The sequence below is a fragment of the Kribbella sp. NPDC058693 genome (genome assembly GCF_042715335.1).
Lineage (GTDB): Bacteria > Actinomycetota > Actinomycetes > Propionibacteriales > Kribbellaceae > Kribbella > Kribbella jiaozuonensis.
Genome location: NZ_JBHXSQ010000002.1, coordinates 1,129,737 through 1,143,996, shown reverse-complemented (window position 1 = coordinate 1,143,996; position 14,260 = coordinate 1,129,737). Strand labels below are relative to the sequence as shown.

General features: G+C 68.8%; 14 protein-coding genes and 1 pseudogene. 7 read left to right on the top strand and 8 right to left on the bottom strand.

The window, feature by feature from the left end; all coding sequences use genetic code 11:
* Positions 1 to 62: 62 nt before the first annotated feature.
* Positions 63 to 1,040, bottom strand: a complete 978-nt coding sequence (locus tag ACFWUU_RS15100; protein WP_380175993.1) for a TIGR03557 family F420-dependent LLM class oxidoreductase — start codon at positions 1,038 to 1,040, stop codon at positions 63 to 65.
* Positions 1,041 to 1,049: 9 nt separating this feature from the next.
* Positions 1,050 to 2,042 (bottom strand): SDR family oxidoreductase, encoded by a 993-nt coding sequence (locus tag ACFWUU_RS15095; RefSeq protein WP_380175991.1) that lies wholly within the window; start codon positions 2,040 to 2,042, stop codon positions 1,050 to 1,052.
* An 89-nt stretch (positions 2,043 to 2,131) separates the two neighbouring features.
* Between ACFWUU_RS15095 and ACFWUU_RS15090 the strand changes: the two genes are divergently transcribed.
* The 3 genes and pseudogenes from ACFWUU_RS15090 to ACFWUU_RS15080 all read left to right on the top strand — a co-directional run bounded on the left by ACFWUU_RS15090 (position 2,132) and on the right by ACFWUU_RS15080 (position 5,230).
* Positions 2,132 to 2,308 (top strand): hypothetical protein, encoded by a 177-nt coding sequence (locus ACFWUU_RS15090; RefSeq protein WP_380175987.1) that lies wholly within the window; start codon positions 2,132 to 2,134, stop codon positions 2,306 to 2,308.
* 215 nt (positions 2,309 to 2,523) lie between these two features.
* Entirely contained in the window at positions 2,524 to 2,847 is a 324-nt protein-coding gene (locus ACFWUU_RS15085) for a plasmid stabilization protein (RefSeq protein ID WP_380175986.1), read from the top strand.
* 15 nt (positions 2,848 to 2,862) lie between these two features.
* Positions 2,863 to 5,230 (top strand): annotated as a pseudogene (locus ACFWUU_RS15080) (phosphoketolase).
* On the opposite strand, the gene ACFWUU_RS15075 reads toward ACFWUU_RS15080, so the two are convergent.
* The 3 genes from ACFWUU_RS15075 to ACFWUU_RS15065 are packed head-to-tail and all read right to left on the bottom strand — an operon-like array spanning position 5,227 to position 7,255.
* Positions 5,227 to 5,844, bottom strand: coding sequence for a UdgX family uracil-DNA binding protein (locus ACFWUU_RS15075; protein WP_380175984.1), 618 nt, complete (start codon positions 5,842 to 5,844; stop codon positions 5,227 to 5,229). The pseudogene ACFWUU_RS15080 and the gene ACFWUU_RS15075 sit on opposite strands and share 4 nt — an antisense overlap.
* A 29-nt stretch (positions 5,845 to 5,873) precedes the next feature.
* The gene (locus ACFWUU_RS15070; protein WP_233714779.1) at positions 5,874 to 6,344 is read right to left on the bottom strand and encodes a vitamin K epoxide reductase family protein; all 471 of its coding nucleotides are present in this window, start codon (positions 6,342 to 6,344) and stop codon (positions 5,874 to 5,876) included.
* Between the two features lie 2 nt (positions 6,345 to 6,346).
* Complete coding sequence (locus tag ACFWUU_RS15065) at positions 6,347 to 7,255, bottom strand: DUF929 family protein (protein WP_380175982.1); 909 nt, start codon at positions 7,253 to 7,255, stop codon at positions 6,347 to 6,349.
* Positions 7,256 to 7,390: 135 nt separating this feature from the next.
* Here ACFWUU_RS15065 and ACFWUU_RS15060 point away from each other — a divergent pair, with 135 nt between their 5' ends.
* The 3 genes from ACFWUU_RS15060 (at position 7,391) to ACFWUU_RS15050 (ending at position 10,177) form a co-directional block, all read left to right on the top strand.
* Complete coding sequence (locus ACFWUU_RS15060) at positions 7,391 to 8,005, top strand: SAM-dependent methyltransferase (RefSeq protein WP_380175980.1); 615 nt, start codon at positions 7,391 to 7,393, stop codon at positions 8,003 to 8,005.
* A gap of 70 nt (positions 8,006 to 8,075) precedes the next feature.
* Complete coding sequence (locus ACFWUU_RS15055) at positions 8,076 to 8,942, top strand: diiron oxygenase (protein ID WP_380175978.1); 867 nt, start codon at positions 8,076 to 8,078, stop codon at positions 8,940 to 8,942.
* Complete coding sequence (locus tag ACFWUU_RS15050) at positions 8,939 to 10,177, top strand: FAD-dependent oxidoreductase (RefSeq protein ID WP_380175976.1); 1,239 nt, start codon at positions 8,939 to 8,941, stop codon at positions 10,175 to 10,177. The genes ACFWUU_RS15055 and ACFWUU_RS15050 overlap by 4 nt, the downstream gene beginning before the upstream one ends.
* Here ACFWUU_RS15050 and sigJ read toward each other — a convergent pair.
* Positions 10,140 to 11,039, bottom strand: a complete 900-nt coding sequence (sigJ, locus tag ACFWUU_RS15045) for an RNA polymerase sigma factor SigJ (protein WP_137255218.1) — start codon at positions 11,037 to 11,039, stop codon at positions 10,140 to 10,142. The genes ACFWUU_RS15050 and sigJ overlap by 38 nt on opposite strands.
* 93 nt (positions 11,040 to 11,132) lie before the next feature.
* Here sigJ and ACFWUU_RS15040 point away from each other — a divergent pair, with 93 nt between their 5' ends.
* Positions 11,133 to 11,573 carry a YybH family protein gene (locus ACFWUU_RS15040; protein ID WP_380175974.1) on the top strand — a complete coding sequence of 147 codons (441 nt, stop codon included), beginning with the start codon at positions 11,133 to 11,135 and terminating at the stop codon, positions 11,571 to 11,573.
* Here ACFWUU_RS15040 and ACFWUU_RS15035 read toward each other — a convergent pair.
* Positions 11,563 to 12,339 carry a serine/threonine-protein kinase gene (locus ACFWUU_RS15035; protein ID WP_380175972.1) on the bottom strand — a complete coding sequence of 259 codons (777 nt, stop codon included), beginning with the start codon at positions 12,337 to 12,339 and terminating at the stop codon, positions 11,563 to 11,565. The two genes, ACFWUU_RS15040 and ACFWUU_RS15035, sit on opposite strands and share 11 nt — an antisense overlap.
* Before the next feature lie 163 nt (positions 12,340 to 12,502).
* Positions 12,503 to 14,212: an ABC transporter ATP-binding protein gene (locus ACFWUU_RS15030; protein WP_380175969.1), complete on the bottom strand. Its 1,710-nt coding sequence runs from the start codon at positions 14,210 to 14,212 to the stop codon at positions 12,503 to 12,505.
* Positions 14,213 to 14,260 lie beyond the last annotated feature (48 nt).

The following is a 14,260-nucleotide window of genomic DNA, read 5'->3' as shown; positions in this document are numbered from 1 at the left end:
CGAGAACCCATCCTACCCTCTGTCAGCACCAACGACCGCTACCGGGACCCACCCCGGTCTCGTTACTCAGCGGAATGGTTCTTGCGGAGGCGGAGTTCGGGGAGGATCTCGGTGCGGTAGAGGTTCATCATGTCGACGGTGTGCGGCCCCATGTTGGCGACGTACACCTCGTCGAATCCCGCCTTCAGGTACGGCGTGAACGCGTCGACGTGGACGTCGGCCTCCGGGCCGCAGGCGACGGACTGCGCCGTGGCCTCCTTGGTCACCAGCTGGCTGGCCTGCTCGAAGTGCCGGGGTGAGGGCAGCACCTGGGCGAGCTCGCCGGGGAGGCCGGAGTTCGCCCAGATCCGGTGGGCCTGCTCGACGCCCTCGGCCTCGGTCGGCGCGTAGCTGACCTTGAAGCCGGCCTGGGCGGGCTTGTCGCTGCCGCCGTGGTCGCGGAACCGCTGGAGCAGCTCCCGGTCCGGCGAGGTGGTCAGATACCCATCCGCGATCCGCGCCGCGACGTCGGTCGCCTCGGGGCCGAACCCGGACATGTAGATCGGCAATGGCTCCTGCGGCCGGGTGTAGATCCGGGCCGTGTCGACGGTGTAGTGCTTGCCGTGGTGGCTGACGAAGTCGTCCTCGGTCCACAGTCGGCGCATGATCTCGACCGCTTCCTCGAGCATCTCCAGCCGTACGTCGACGGTCGGCCAGACCGAGCCGAGAACGTGCTCGTTCAGCGCCTCGCCGGTTCCGACGCCGAGCCGGAACCGGCCGTTCAGCAGTACGGCGCTGGTCGCGGCCGCCTGCGCGATCACGGCCGGATGGATCCGCACGGTCGGGCAGGTCACCGCCGTGGTCACCGGCAGCTCGCACACCTGGGAGATCGCGCCGATCGTGGACCAGACGAACGCGCTCTGGCCCTGCTCGTCGTTCCACGGATGGAAGTGGTCACTGATCCACAACCCGTCGAACCCGGCCTCCTCGGCCATCTGCGCGTGCTCGATCAGTTCGGCGGGCGTGTACTCCTCGCTGGAGAGGATGTATCCGATCTTCACGCAGACCTCCTAGCGCCGGCCGCGGGTCAAGAAGACGGTCGCGGCCGCGGCGGCGCCGGTGGCGAGTCCGGTGACCAGGCCGCGGTGGCGTGAGGCCCAGACCTGGTAGCTGCGGGCGGTGGAGCGGTCGTCGAAGGCGCCGTGGGAGCCGTAGTCACGGTTCTCGTCGGCCGGCTCCCAGAGGTTGGCCGCCTTCTCGGCGGGTTCGTCGGCCTGCTGGGATTTGTATCCGGTCCGGGCGAGGTAGCGGTCCAGCAGACCGGCGGCGAACTTGTTCGCGACGATGGTGGCGACGGTCGGCATACCGACCCAGTACTCGCGGCGGTGCGGGTGATCGGCGGCGTACACGACGGCGTCCGCGGCGACCTCCGGCTGGAAGATCGGCGGCACCGGTTGCGGATGCTTCGGGAGCCGGGACAGCACCCACGAGAACTGCGGGGTGTTGACCGCGGGCATCTGCACCATCGTGGCGTGCACGTTGGACTTGTCGTGGAGCAGTTCGCAGCGCAGCGAGTCGTGGAACCCCTGGATCGCGTGCTTCGCCCCGCAGTACGCCGATTGCAGCGGGATGCCGCGATAGGCCAGCGCCGACCCGACCTGGACGATCGTCCCGTGATCGCGTGGCTTCATCCGGTCGAGCGCGGCGCGGGTGCCGTACACGTACCCGAGGTACGTCACGTCCGTCGTCCGCCGGAACTCGCTCGGCTCGATCTCCAGGAACGGGGCGAACACCGAGCTGAAGGCGACGTTCACCCACACGTCGATCGGCCCGAGCTCCTTCTCGGCCGTCCCCGCCGCGGCCTCGACCTGCTCGTAGTCGGCGACGTCGACCTCGATCGGCAGCGCCGTACCGCCCGCTTCCTCGACGTCGCGGACGGCGGCCGCAAGACCGGACTCCCCCCGCGCGAGCAACGCCACCCGCGCCCCACGTCGCGCGAACGCCACCGCAGTCGCCCGCCCGATCCCACCACTGGCTCCGGTTACCACTACGACCTGTGCCACCTGTTCCTCCTTCGGCTCACCTTCCCGGTGACCGCTGCGGCGCGGCCGAAACCCGTTCAGCGTCGCCAGAAGCCCAGACGGATCGTGGCGTGGTTGAAGGTGGCGGGCATCGGTCCGGTGAGTTTCGCGCGGGTCGTCGGGTCGACGTCGAGGTCGTAGCGGTCCGCGACGTGGCTGACCGCGGTGCTGGTGGCCAGCAGTACGACGTTGCGGCCCGGGCACTCAGCGCGTCCAGTTCGTCGCGAACGACCTCGAGCATGCGGTGACCGTGCTGGTGTACCGGCTGATGACTGCCGAGCGCATGCTCGTTCAGCTCACGCCGGGGACCGTCGCCGTAGCTGCGGCGGAACTTGCGGACCAGCGAGGCTGTCGGCAGCTCAGCTGGCATGTGCTTCCGGTGTCCGCGCGCGGGACACCCAAACGCGCGTGAATGCGGGCAGCGGGGTCGGGTACCGGGCGGAAGGGTGAAGGGAGCAACGACATGCCTGCAGGATCGAGCCCGAAGCGGGAGCGGCAGTACGAGCACATCAAGTCCGGGCTGAAGAAGCGCGGCCGCAGCGAGGACGTCGCCGAGGAGATCGCGGCGCGGACGGTGAACAAGGAACGCGCGCGGTCGGGTGAGGCGAAGGAGAAGAGCCGCACGTCGACGCACGACATCTCGTCGGGCCGGCGCGGCGGGCTCCGTTCGCACACTGGCTCCAAGGGCCGCACCAAGGAGCAGCTCTACAATGAGGCGAAGCAGAAGAACGTCAAGGGTCGCTCGAAGATGACGAAGGCCGAGCTCGCGAAGGCGGTCGGCCGCTAGCTGGGGGAGCCAGCCGTGCAGCAGACCGACACCAGACCACTGACCGACGACGAGCTGCAGGGCATCGACGCCTACTGGCGGGCAGCGAACTACCTGTCCGTCGGGCAGATCTATCTCCTCGCCAATCCACTTCTCCGTGAGCCGCTGCGGCCGGAGCACATCAAGCCCCGGCTGCTCGGCCACTGGGGTACGACGCCCGGCCTCAACCTGATCTACGCGCACTTCAACCGCGTGATCAGACAACGCGACCGCGAGGTCCTGTTCGTCACCGGCCCCGGCCACGGCGGCCCGGCGCTCGTTGCGAACACCTGGCTCGAGGGCAGCTGGACGGCGGCGTACCCGAACACCACGCAGGACGAGGTCGGCATGGGCCGGCTGTTCAAGCAGTTCTCGTTCCCCGGCGGTGTACCGAGTCACGTGGCCGCCGACGTGCCAGGGTCGATCAACGAGGGCGGCGAGCTCGGCTACTCGCTCAGTCACGCGTACGGCGCCGCCGCGGACAACCCCGGGCTCGTCGTGGCGTGTGTCGTCGGCGACGGCGAGGCGGAGACTGGTCCGCTCGCGGCGTCCTGGCACTCGAACAAGTTCCTCGATCCGGTGCGGGACGGCGCCGTACTGCCGATCCTGCATCTGAACGGGTACAAGATCGCGAACCCGGGTGCTGGCGCGGATCGGCGACGAGGAGCTGTCCGCGCTACTGCAGGGGTACGGGTACGAGCCGTATCTCGTCGAGGGATCGGAGCCGGCCGAGGTACACCAGGCGCTGGCGGCCACGCTCGACCGCTGCATGGACCGGATCGACGAGATCCAGGTCGAGGCACGATCCGCGCCGGAGCCGCTGCCGCGACCGGCGTGGCCGATGATCGTGCTGCGTACGCCGAAGGGCTGGACGGGTCCGCAGGTTGTCGACGGTGAGCCGGTCGAGAACACGTGGCGCGCGCACCAGGTCCCGCTGTCCGGCGTACGGACGAACGAGGATCACCTGCGCCAGCTGGAATCGTGGATGCGCAGCTACCGGCCCGAGGAGCTGTTCGACGACTACGGCCGTCCGATCGCGGCGCTGGTCGAGCTCGCGCCGGGTCCGGACCTGCGGATGGGGTCGAACCCGCATGCCAACGGTGGCGCGCTGAGCCGTGATCTCGAGCTCCCGGCGGTCGACGAGTACGCCGTACCGGTGAAGATTCCCGGGGCCGAGGACGGGGAGCCGACCCGGGTCTTCGGCGAGTTCCTGCGCGATGCCTTCCGGCTGAACGCGGACAATCTGCGACTGTTCGGCCCGGACGAGACCGAGTCCAACCGGCTGACCGCGGTCTACGAGACGACCGGCAAGCAGTGGCAGGCCGACCTGCTCGACACCGACAACCACCTCGCCCGCGACGGCCGGGTGCTGGAGATCCTCAGCGAGCACACCTGCCAGGGCTGGCTCGAGGGGTACCTGCTGACCGGGCGGCACGGACTGTTCTCGTCGTACGAGGCGTTCGTCCACATCGTCGACTCGATGGTCAACCAGCACGCGAAATGGCTCAAGACGATCAACCGGCTGGAATGGCGTCGGCCGATCCCGTCGCTGAACTACCTGCTGACCTCGCACGTCTGGCGCCAGGACCACAACGGCTTCTCGCACCAGGACCCGGGCTTCATCGACCACGTGGTGAACAAGAAGGCCGAGGTCGTCCGCGTCTACCTGCCGCCGGACACCAACACGCTGCTGTCCACGATGGACCACTGCCTGCGGACCCGGAACTACATCAACGTCGTTGTCGCAGGCAAGCAACCGCAACCCAACTGGCTGGACTGGGAGGCGGCCGCGCTGCACTGCGCGCGGGGTGTCGGCGTCTGGGAGTTCGCCAGCAACGACGAGGGCGAGCCGGATGTGGTGATGGCGTGCGCCGGCGACGTACCGACGATGGAGACGCTGGCCGCGGTCGACCTGCTCCGCGAACACCTTCCCGACCTGCGGATCCGGGTCATCAACATCGTCGACCTGATGCGGCTGCAGTCCGAGGGCGAGCATCCGCACGGGCTGCCGGACGCCGAGTTCGACGCGCTGTTCACCACGGACAAGCCGGTGATCTTCGCGTACCACGGCTATCCGTGGCTGATCCATCGCCTCACCTACCGCCGGCACGGGCACGACAACCTGCACGTCCGCGGCTACCTCGAGGAGGGTACGACGACCACGCCGTTCGACATGGTCGTCCGCAACAACCTCGACCGGTACCACCTGGCGATGGACGTGATCGATCGCGTCCCGTCGCTCGGCAGCCGGGCGGTGTCGACGCGGCAGTACTTCGCCGACCAGCGCGCCCGTCACCACGCATACGTCACGACGTACGGCGAGGACCTGCCGGAGGTCCGGGACTGGCGATGGACGCCGCGCTAGTCGAGTAGCGCGACGGCGGCGCGGAGGTCGTCGACGAACAGACCGAGATCGCGAGTGAAGTCCTGCGAGCGGACCACGGCAGAGGGATGGACGGTCGCGATCGCGGTGCCGCCGTCGGGCAGCTCCACCTTCTCGCCGCGGTGCTGCGTCACCTTGAAACTCGGGCCGAGCAGTGAGCGTGCGGCGACGGCTCCCATGATCACGACCAGCGCGGGTTTCACGATCTCGAGTTCACGCGCCAGCCATGGGTGGCAGGCGGTGATCTGCCCGGCGGACGGCGTCTTGTGGATCCGCCGCTTGCCCTCGCGTTCGAACCGGAAGTGCTTGACCGCGTTGGTCAGGTAGATGTCCGACCGCTTGATGCCCGCCTCGTCCAGCGCCCGGTCGAGCAGCCGCCCGGCGGGACCGACGAAGACATGGCCTTCCTTGTCCTCGTGATCGCCGGGCGTCTCGCCGACGAACATCATCCGCGACCGAACCGGCCCTTCACCCGCGACGGCCTGCTCGGCGTCCTTCCACAGCTCACACCCGCGGCAGTCTCCGAGGGTCGCACGCACCTTGCGCATCCCACCGTCGTGCGGCACCCATTTCTCGGCCCCGGGTTCCTTGCTCATGGCGCCCCGGTACCCCTCGCGGCGCTAATTCATGATGCCGGCGGGATGAGCGCCTGCCGGATGATCACGAGGGCGAACAGGATCAGCGTGAGGCCGTGGACGACCGTGCACCACAGGCAGATCGCGTTGATCTGGAACAGCTCCGCCCAGATCAGGTAGCAGATGAACACGACGCCGATGAGTACGGCGGCCAGTCGCAGCCGGCCCGGCCACGGTGACGACGTACGCCACAGCGGAGGCACCGACAGCGCCGTCATGCCGACGAAGAAGCCGAGTCCGAGCAGTGCGACCGGGATCCCGAAGACCTTCGAGTACTGACTGCTGGTGACCTTCGCGCAGTTCACCACACCGGTGTCCGGGCAGGCGAGCGTCGTACCCGCCGTGAAGTGCTCATAGGTCAGGTACCCGGCCACTGCGAGGCCTGCGATCGACACCACCAAAGTGGCCCATGGGATCCAGCCCAGTGACGTCTGGGAGGACCGCTGTGCTGTGTCGCTCACGCTCAGCTGTTCCCGCCGCCGAGCTTCGACGCTGCCGCGGTGACGGCGGAGCTGGTGCACACGTTGGCCGGCTGGTTGTTGGTGATCTTGCAGATCGCGGCCGTGTAGACGTTGGCCGAGGCGATCACCGCCTTGGCGATGTCGTTCGACGGGTCCTTGAGCGCATCCGCGACCTGCGCCTGGGTCTTTCCGGCCAGCAACTGCGGGCTGTACGTCGCACCGGACGACACGAACTTGCCGCCGATGTCGATGAACGGGATCGACCCTTCACTCGAGACGTACGGCGGCTTGTTGTACGTCTCGAACGTCTTCTCGTCGTCCGCGGCCGGGGTGTCGAGCGGCTTGTACCCGTTGCCCTGCTGCTCGTTCGTCGTCGTCTCGACGCCGGTGAAGGCGAGGTACTGGCTCGTGAACGTCGCGCCGTGGAACGACAGCGTCGGCGTGTTCGGGAACTCGTCCGCGGACGCGGAGTGCGTCGTACCGAGGTTGCTGAAGGTCCCGAACCGGGACAGGGCGACCGTCACGGGCCAGCGCTCGGCGGCGCAGAACGGGCAGAACTCGGCGCCGATGTAGAGCACCTTCGGCTTGCCGTTCGCGGTCAGCGCCGGCGCGTCGATCGCGGACGGCGCCGCCTTCACACCCTCGGTGCCGACCGTCGAGAACGTCGACTCCGGGATCGAGGAGAGCGCGGTGATCAGAGCCGCGTCGGCAGCGCCGGTCGGACCGGTCGCCGTCTTCTTGCCGCCGCCCACCAGCCGGATCGCCACCAGCCCGCCGACGATCACGATGACCAGGACGACCGCACCGACCGCGAGCAGAAGGCGCCGCCGTCGCTCCGCCGCCTGCTGCGCGGCGAGCTGCGCTGCGATCCGCTCCCGGGCCGCAGCCTTCTGTTCGACACGCCTTGCCATGACTCTCCTCTGATCGTGCACGGGCTCCGGAAAGACAACTATCCATCGACCCCGGAAGTTCCTGTCCTTCTGTCACCGCGAGATTACAGATCGCTGAAATCCCGGCTGTCGGTGGTGCCGTTTAAGGTTCCCGCCATGGATTGGCAGCGATGGCATCAACGGTACGACGACCCCAAATCCGAGCTGTCCCGCCGGCTGGCGGCAGTGCAGGAGCATGTCCGCGCTGCGCTCGATCGGGCACCGGCCGGTCCGGTGCCGGTGGTGAGCCTGTGCGCCGGCCAAGGGAGGGATCTGCTCGAGGTGCTCGCGGATCATCCGCGTCGGGCGGACGTGCAGGCGAGACTCGTCGAGCTCGATCCGGTGCTGTCCGCATCCGCCCGCGAGCGCGCCGCGGAATTCGGTCAGGTGGAGGTCGTCACCGGCGACGCGTCCCTGACCGATCAGTATGTCGGCCTGGTCCCGGCGGAGCTCGTCCTGTTGTGCGGGATCTTCGGCAACATCTCCGAGGAGGACATCCGGCGGACCGTCGACGCGAGTCCGCAGTTGTGCCGTACCGGCGGGACGGTGATCTGGACCCGTCATCGGGAAGACCCGGACCTGGCGCCGTCGATCTGTGACTGGTTCGAGGCCCGCGGGTTCGAACGCATCTGGCTGTCGGACCGCGACGCCGGCTTCGGTGTCGGCGTGCACCGCTTCGCCGGCGTACCCGAGCCGTTGATCACCGGAGAGAGTCTGTTCAGCTTCGTCTGACGCCTCTTGCGTGCGGTTTAGACAGAGACTATGTTACATAGACGATGTCATATCGCGCGGGAGGTGTCGGATGAACGAGACCGCTCAACGGTTGCTCGGGTCGGCGGACCGGTTGTCCCGGGATCCGGAGACCGAGATCGACTGGGACGCGCCGATCGGTGACGGGTACGGGATGTCGCCGGAGTGGAGCACGCTCTACGGCACGCCGTACTGGGACGAGCTCACCGAGGCACAGCAGCGGGAGCTGACCCGGCACGAGTCCGCGTCGGTCGCGACCACCGGGATCTGGTTCGAGCTGATCCTGCAGCAGTTGGTACTGCGGGACGTGTACGACAAGCCGGCCCGGAGCGCCGAGTTCCAGTGGGCGCTGACGGAGATCGCCGACGAGTGCCGGCACTCGATCATGTTCGCCCGGGCGACCGAGCGGATGGTCGAGCCGACGTACCGGCCGCGATTGCTCGCACGCGAGCTCGGGCGGATGTTCAAGACGGTCGCCACGGGCGAGTCGGCGTACGCCGCGATCCTCGTGGCTGAAGAGGTCCTGGACGTGATGCAACGCGACTGGATGCGGGACCGGCGGGTCGAGCCGTTGGTGCGCACGGTCAACCACATCCATGTGGTCGAGGAGTCGCGGCACATGGTGTTCGCCCGCGAGGAGACCCGGGAGCGGCTGGCCGGCGCCGGTCGTGGACGGCGTTGGGTGAGTGCGCTGGTGATCGCGATCGCGGCGGACATGATCGTGTCGAGCATGGTCGGTCCGGCGGTCTATGCGAACGTCGGTCTGGACGTGGATCGGGCCGTCCGTGAGGCGCGGCGGAACGAGCATCACCGGTCGTTGCTGCGGACAAGCTGTGCGAACTTGATGGACTTCCTCGGGTCGCTCGGGCTGCTGACGCCGGCCGCGTCCCGGGTGTATCGGCGGACCGGGCTGCTGTGAGCTACGCGATCTCGGGGGAGTGCTGCTCGGACGCGAGTTGTGTCGCGGTGTGTCCGATGAACAGCATTCATCCGTCGCCGGGTGAGCCGGGGTTCGGGACCGGGGCAAGTCTGTTCATCGATCCGCGGACGTGTATCGACTGCGGGGCGTGTGCCGACATCTGTCCGGTCGACGCTGCTCAACCGGCCGATCAGGCTGCGGCTGAGGATGTCGAGCGGAACGCGGCGTACTTCGCCGAGCAGGAGCCGCTGGACGCGATGGACCTCGACAGTTGGGGCGAGCCGTCGTACCAGGTCTGGGGCGGTGGACCGCGACGAGTGCTGGTCGTCGGAGCGGGGCCGGCCGGGATGTACGCGACGCGGGAGTTGTTGCTGCGGACAACGGCCGAGGTGACGCTGGTCGATCGGCTGGAGCAGGTCGGCGGCTTGGTGCGGTACGGCGTTGCGCCGGATCACCCGAGCACGAAGCAGATCATCAGCAGCTTCGAACGGATTGTCCGGCATGAGCGAGTGCGCTGGCTGCCGGGGACCGATGCAGCTGAGCTGCCGGATCAGTTCGACGCGGTGATTCATGCTGTCGGCGCTCGCCGGAGTCGGCGGTTGGGGATCGACGGCGAGGACGCTGCCTGCACTGCCGAGGATTTTGTTGCCTGGTGCAACGGTCGGCCGGATGCGCAGTTGCTGGTCGAGCTGGTCGGGCCGCGGGCGGTCATCGTGGGCAACGGGAACGTCGCGCTGGATGTGGCGCGGATTCTGCTGAGTGATGCGGACCGGCTGGACGTGCCCGCGGACGTCAGGCGGACGCTTGCGGCGAGTGGGGTGAAGGAGGTTGTGTTGCTCGGGCGGCGTGGGCCGGAGGAGGCGGCGTACACGGAGTCGGCGTTGCGGGAGTTGATTGCCGCGGCGGGTGATCGGGTCGAGCTGCGGTATCACGCGCGGCCGACGTCGTGGACGTCCGAGGGGCTGAGGCTGGACGACGGTACGACGATTGCTGCGGGCAACCTGTTTACCGCGATCGGGTTCGAGGGGACGCCGGTCGACGGGCTGCCGTTCGACCCGGAGCGGGGGATCGTGCCGAACGTCCGCGGCGCCGTCGTCGGCCGGCCCGGGCACTACGTGGCGGGCTGGATCAAACGCGGCGCTCGCGGCGGCATCGGCGTGAACAAGGCCTGTGCGCAGGAGACCGTGATGACGCTGGTCAGTTCGTCCAGGGCCCTAGTTTCTCCGGGTTCCTGATCGCCCAGATGTTCGTGATGTGATCGTCGTCCACGTCGAAGGCGATCACGGTCTCGATCACACCCTCGAACTGGATCACCAGACCCGGCTGGCCGTTGACCGTGCGCTCGATGAGCTCACGTCCGAGCATGAACACCGGCAGGTTGGCGAAGTACTCCGCGACGTCGGTGCCACCGTGCACCGGTTCGAGTGCGGCCGTCACGATGCCACCGCCATCGGCGACCGCGGTGACATCGGGATCGAGCAGGCTGACGAGCTTCGCGATGTCGGTCGCCTCCCAGGCCTGCTTGAACTCGCGGATGAGCTCGGCCCGATGTGCCGACGGCGCGGCCGGGAGCTGTGCGTCGCGGATCCGCCGTCGCGCAGAGGAAGCGAGCTGCCGGCAGGCCGCCGGAGTACGCCCGACGATCTCGGCCACCTCGGGGAACGGGTACCGGAAGACGTCGTGCAGGATGAACGCGACCCGCTCGGCCGGCGTCATCGCGTCGAGTACGACGAGGAACGCCATGTTGACGGACTCGTCCAGCGTCACCCGGTCCGCCGGATCGGCGGTACCGCCGGGCTGACCGGTGTGCCACTCGGTGCTCTCCGGGAGCGGCTCCGGGATCCACTCACCGACGTACCGCTCGCGCCTGGACCGGGCGGAGCGCAGCAGATCGAGGCAGATCCGGCTGGCGACCTTGGTCAGCCACGCGGCCGGGTTGTCGATCGCCTGCTGCTCGGCCGGCGTCATCGCGTACCAGCGGGCGTACGTCTCCTGGACCACGTCCTCCGCGTCCGCCAGCGACCCGAGCAGCCGGTAGGCGAGGTTGATCAGCTGCCGCCGCTCGCTCATGATCGCGCTCAGGCCGGGCTCGCTCATGTCGGTCCTCTCCTCGTTCATACCCCGTACGACGGAACAGCCCGGCGAACTGTGAGGTCTGACAGTCCGCGCCGCTGTCTCGTCGTACCGATCATGACCACAGACAATGCAGTAGCCGAAGTGGATATCCGTGAGCGTATCGAGAGCCTGCTGAACGCTGTCCGGACCGGGGACCTGGAGACGCTGAGGACGATCTTCGCTCCGAACATCGTCTCGTTCGACATCGAGGCGCCGCTGCGGCACCTCGGCGCGGAGAAGAAGATGGCGAACTGGGACCAGGTCTTCACCGTTTTCCAGCTGCCGCTCGAGTACGAGACCCGGGACCTGACCGTGCTCGTCGACGGCAGCCTCGCGGTCGTCTACAGTCTCAACCACATGAACGCGAGCATGGGCAACGGCGGCAAGATCGACTACTGGCTGCGCTGGACCTCGGCGTGGCAGAAGCTCGACGGAGAGTGGAAGATCGTGCACGACCAGGTATCGGTGCCGATCTACTTCCCGGAGGGTCGTCCGGCGATGGACCTCATGCCCTGAGCCAGGCCGGCCACGGCCGGAGCTCACCGGCGGCATCGGCCAGTGCGGTGAGTGCACGCTGGGCCGTCGGATGCGGGTCAAGGAGGAAACGAAGGCCGTCGGGCAGCTCGCCACAGGCCTCGGCGAGCGTCCGGCCGAGGCTGTAGAGGTCCATCTCGGCGGACACCGGCTCGCACGCCTCCTGCGCGGGGGACGCGTACCCCTCAGTCCCGACCGGATGACCGGCCGGCTGCTCGCTCCCGATCCGACGGCTGCTGCCGAAGTCGATCAGCACCGGCCGACTATCCCGCAGTACGACGTTTTCCGGCTTCACATCCAGATGGGCCAGGTCGCGAGAGTGCAGAGCCATCAGGGCGGGGAGCAGTTGGGCTCCGAGATTCGCTGTCTCGGGGACGGTGAGGAGCCCGTTGTCCTCGAGCTCGTCGGCCAGCGTCGGGCCGTCGACGTACTCGACGAGGATGTGGGGGATCGGGTCGTCGGTGCCGTCGGCGAGTAGGCGTGGGAGGGCCGGGTGCAGGTTGCCGGCGAGCGCGGTCGTCTCGCGGCGGAGGGACTTGACCGCGCGGGGGTGATGGATCTGGTGTGGGCGTGCGGCCTTGAGTACGGCGGGCGCCCAGAGCCGGACCGACCAGACCAGCCAGGTCTCGCACCGGTGGCCGACGCCGAGGCGCTCGATGGCGAAGGTCCCGCCGGGCAGCTCGCAGCCTTCGGCCCAGTCCCAGACGGCCAGCCCGTCCACATCGTCAGTCGCGGTATCGACAAGCATGGTCGGTCTCCTATAAAAGAGGTGAAGCCTGCCGCCGGGATGCGCCCCGGCGGCAGGCTGGTGGGTCAGCCGCGCGAGCGGCTGCGGGAACGGCTGCGGCTGCGCGAACGGGACCGGCTACGGGACCGTCCGTGGTGCATGACGGGCTTGATACGCATGGGGTTCACCTCCTTCCGGCGAGGTCGTGGTCGAGAGTGACGACCCGGTCGGCGATCGCCGCCAGGTCGCGATCGTGGGTGACCATCAGCACCGTGCGGCGCGAGGGTCCGGTGGTCATGGCCCGGATGGCCTGGATCACGGTGGCGGCCGAGACCGGGTCGAGCGAGGCGGTCGGCTCGTCGAGCAGCACCATCGGCGCGGGCGAGACCGCGGCCCGGGCGAGCGCGACCCGGCGGCGCTGACCGCCGGAGAGCCGTACACCGCCTTCGCCGAGCGGAGTGTCGTAGCCGAACGGCAGCCGGCCGGCGAACTCGTCCACCAGGGCGGTCCGGCCGGCCGCGAAGACGCCGGCCCGGGTCGCGTTCTGGTTGCCAAAGGCAATGTTCTCGGCGACCGTTGCGTCCAGCAACCACGGGTCCTGCGGGACGAACGCGAACCGGTCGCGCAGGCTGCGCTGGTCGCAGTCGCGGAGATCCACGCCGTCGATCAGGATCCGCCCGGCGTCGACGTCGTACAGGCGGAGGAGCAGGTGGAGTGTGGTGCTCTTGCCGATTCCGCTCGGACCGAGCAGGCACACGGTCTCGCCGGCCGTGATGTCGAGGTCGAAGTGGTCGAGGACAGGTCGTCCGGGTTCGTAGCCGAACGACACCTGCTCGAAGCAGACGCCGGAGCGCAGCCGCGGGGCCGGGCGGGAGTCGTACCGATCCTCGACAGCCTCGTCGCAGTCGAGGACCTCGCGGACCCGGACCGCGCTGGCGCCTGCCTTGGCGAGTACGACGGACAGCCGGGTCAGGCCGCGGACGGGGGAGTAGAGGTCGCGGAGGTACGCCAGTACGACGAGGAGCTCGCCGACGGACAGGGCACCGGTCAGGACGTGGCGACCGCCGACGACCAGGACGAGGGCGGTACCGATCGCGAGGACGATGTCGGCCATCGGGGTCCAGCGGGCGTCGACGTCGATGGCGCGGAGTTCGACGTCGAGGACGGCGCGGTTCCGGGTGCCGAAGATCGCGGCGGCGCGGTCGATCCGGCCGAACGCCTGCACGGCCCGGACGTTGCGGAGCAGGTCGGTCGTTGCTCCGGCCAACCGTCCGGACTCGGTGCGGGCGGCGTGCTGCGCGGCACGGATCCTCCGGCGTTGGCGGATTGCGAGTACGGCGAGGACCGGGGCGACGGCGAGTCCGATCAGCGCGAGTTCGGGGTCGAAGGCAACGAGCAGGGCGAGTACGCCGGCCAGCATCACCGCATCGGGGAGGAAGGAGGTCGTCACCGCGACGACCGCATCGAGCAGGCGGCCGACGTCGGTGGTGAGGCGGGAGACAAGCTCGCCACTCCGCATCCGGTCGTGCCAGCGGAGCGAGCGCGTCATCGTGCGCTGGAACATGTCCGCTCGAAGCGAGGCTCCGATGCGCTCCGCCGCACCTTCGACCGTCCGCAGGCTGGCCATGTCGAGCAGCCCGACGACGGCCGACAGCAAGACGCTGGCGACAGCGGCCAGCACAAGCACCGCAACCGGGCTCGCCCAGCTGCTCGAGCCCACACCGGAGCCCGATGCGGTGGTCCGGAGGGCGTGGTCCACGGCCAGGGCGAGAGGCCACGGGCGGAGGAGAACCGCGCCGACCCGCAGGACGACCAGGCCGGACGCGGCGGCGAGAGCGGGTAGCTCTGGTCGTGCGGCGGGCCCGGCGACTGCGAGCGACAGCGGAAGTTTCATGCCGACAACGCTCGTCGTCGGCTGGTCGGCTTCGGTAGTGCACCTTGG

Bases quoted from the DNA above. Each gene is read 5' to 3' on its own strand.
- ACFWUU_RS15085 (WP_380175986.1), top strand. From the start codon at position 2,524: ATGCCTGCAGGATCGAGCCCGAAGCGGGAGCGGCAGTACGAGCACATC.
- ACFWUU_RS15075 (WP_380175984.1), bottom strand. From the start codon at position 5,844: ATGAGCAAGGAACCCGGGGCCGAGAAATGGGTGCCGCACGACGGTGGG.
- ACFWUU_RS15065 (WP_380175982.1), bottom strand. From the start codon at position 7,255: ATGGCAAGGCGTGTCGAACAGAAGGCTGCGGCCCGGGAGCGGATCGCA.
- ACFWUU_RS15060 (WP_380175980.1), top strand. From the start codon at position 7,391: ATGGATTGGCAGCGATGGCATCAACGGTACGACGACCCCAAATCCGAG.
- ACFWUU_RS15055 (WP_380175978.1), top strand. From the start codon at position 8,076: ATGAACGAGACCGCTCAACGGTTGCTCGGGTCGGCGGACCGGTTGTCC.
- sigJ (WP_137255218.1), bottom strand. From the start codon at position 11,039: ATGAGCGAGCCCGGCCTGAGCGCGATCATGAGCGAGCGGCGGCAGCTG.
- ACFWUU_RS15040 (WP_380175974.1), top strand. From the start codon at position 11,133: ATGACCACAGACAATGCAGTAGCCGAAGTGGATATCCGTGAGCGTATC.
- ACFWUU_RS15035 (WP_380175972.1), bottom strand. From the start codon at position 12,339: ATGCTTGTCGATACCGCGACTGACGATGTGGACGGGCTGGCCGTCTGG.
- ACFWUU_RS15030 (WP_380175969.1), bottom strand. From the start codon at position 14,212: ATGAAACTTCCGCTGTCGCTCGCAGTCGCCGGGCCCGCCGCACGACCA.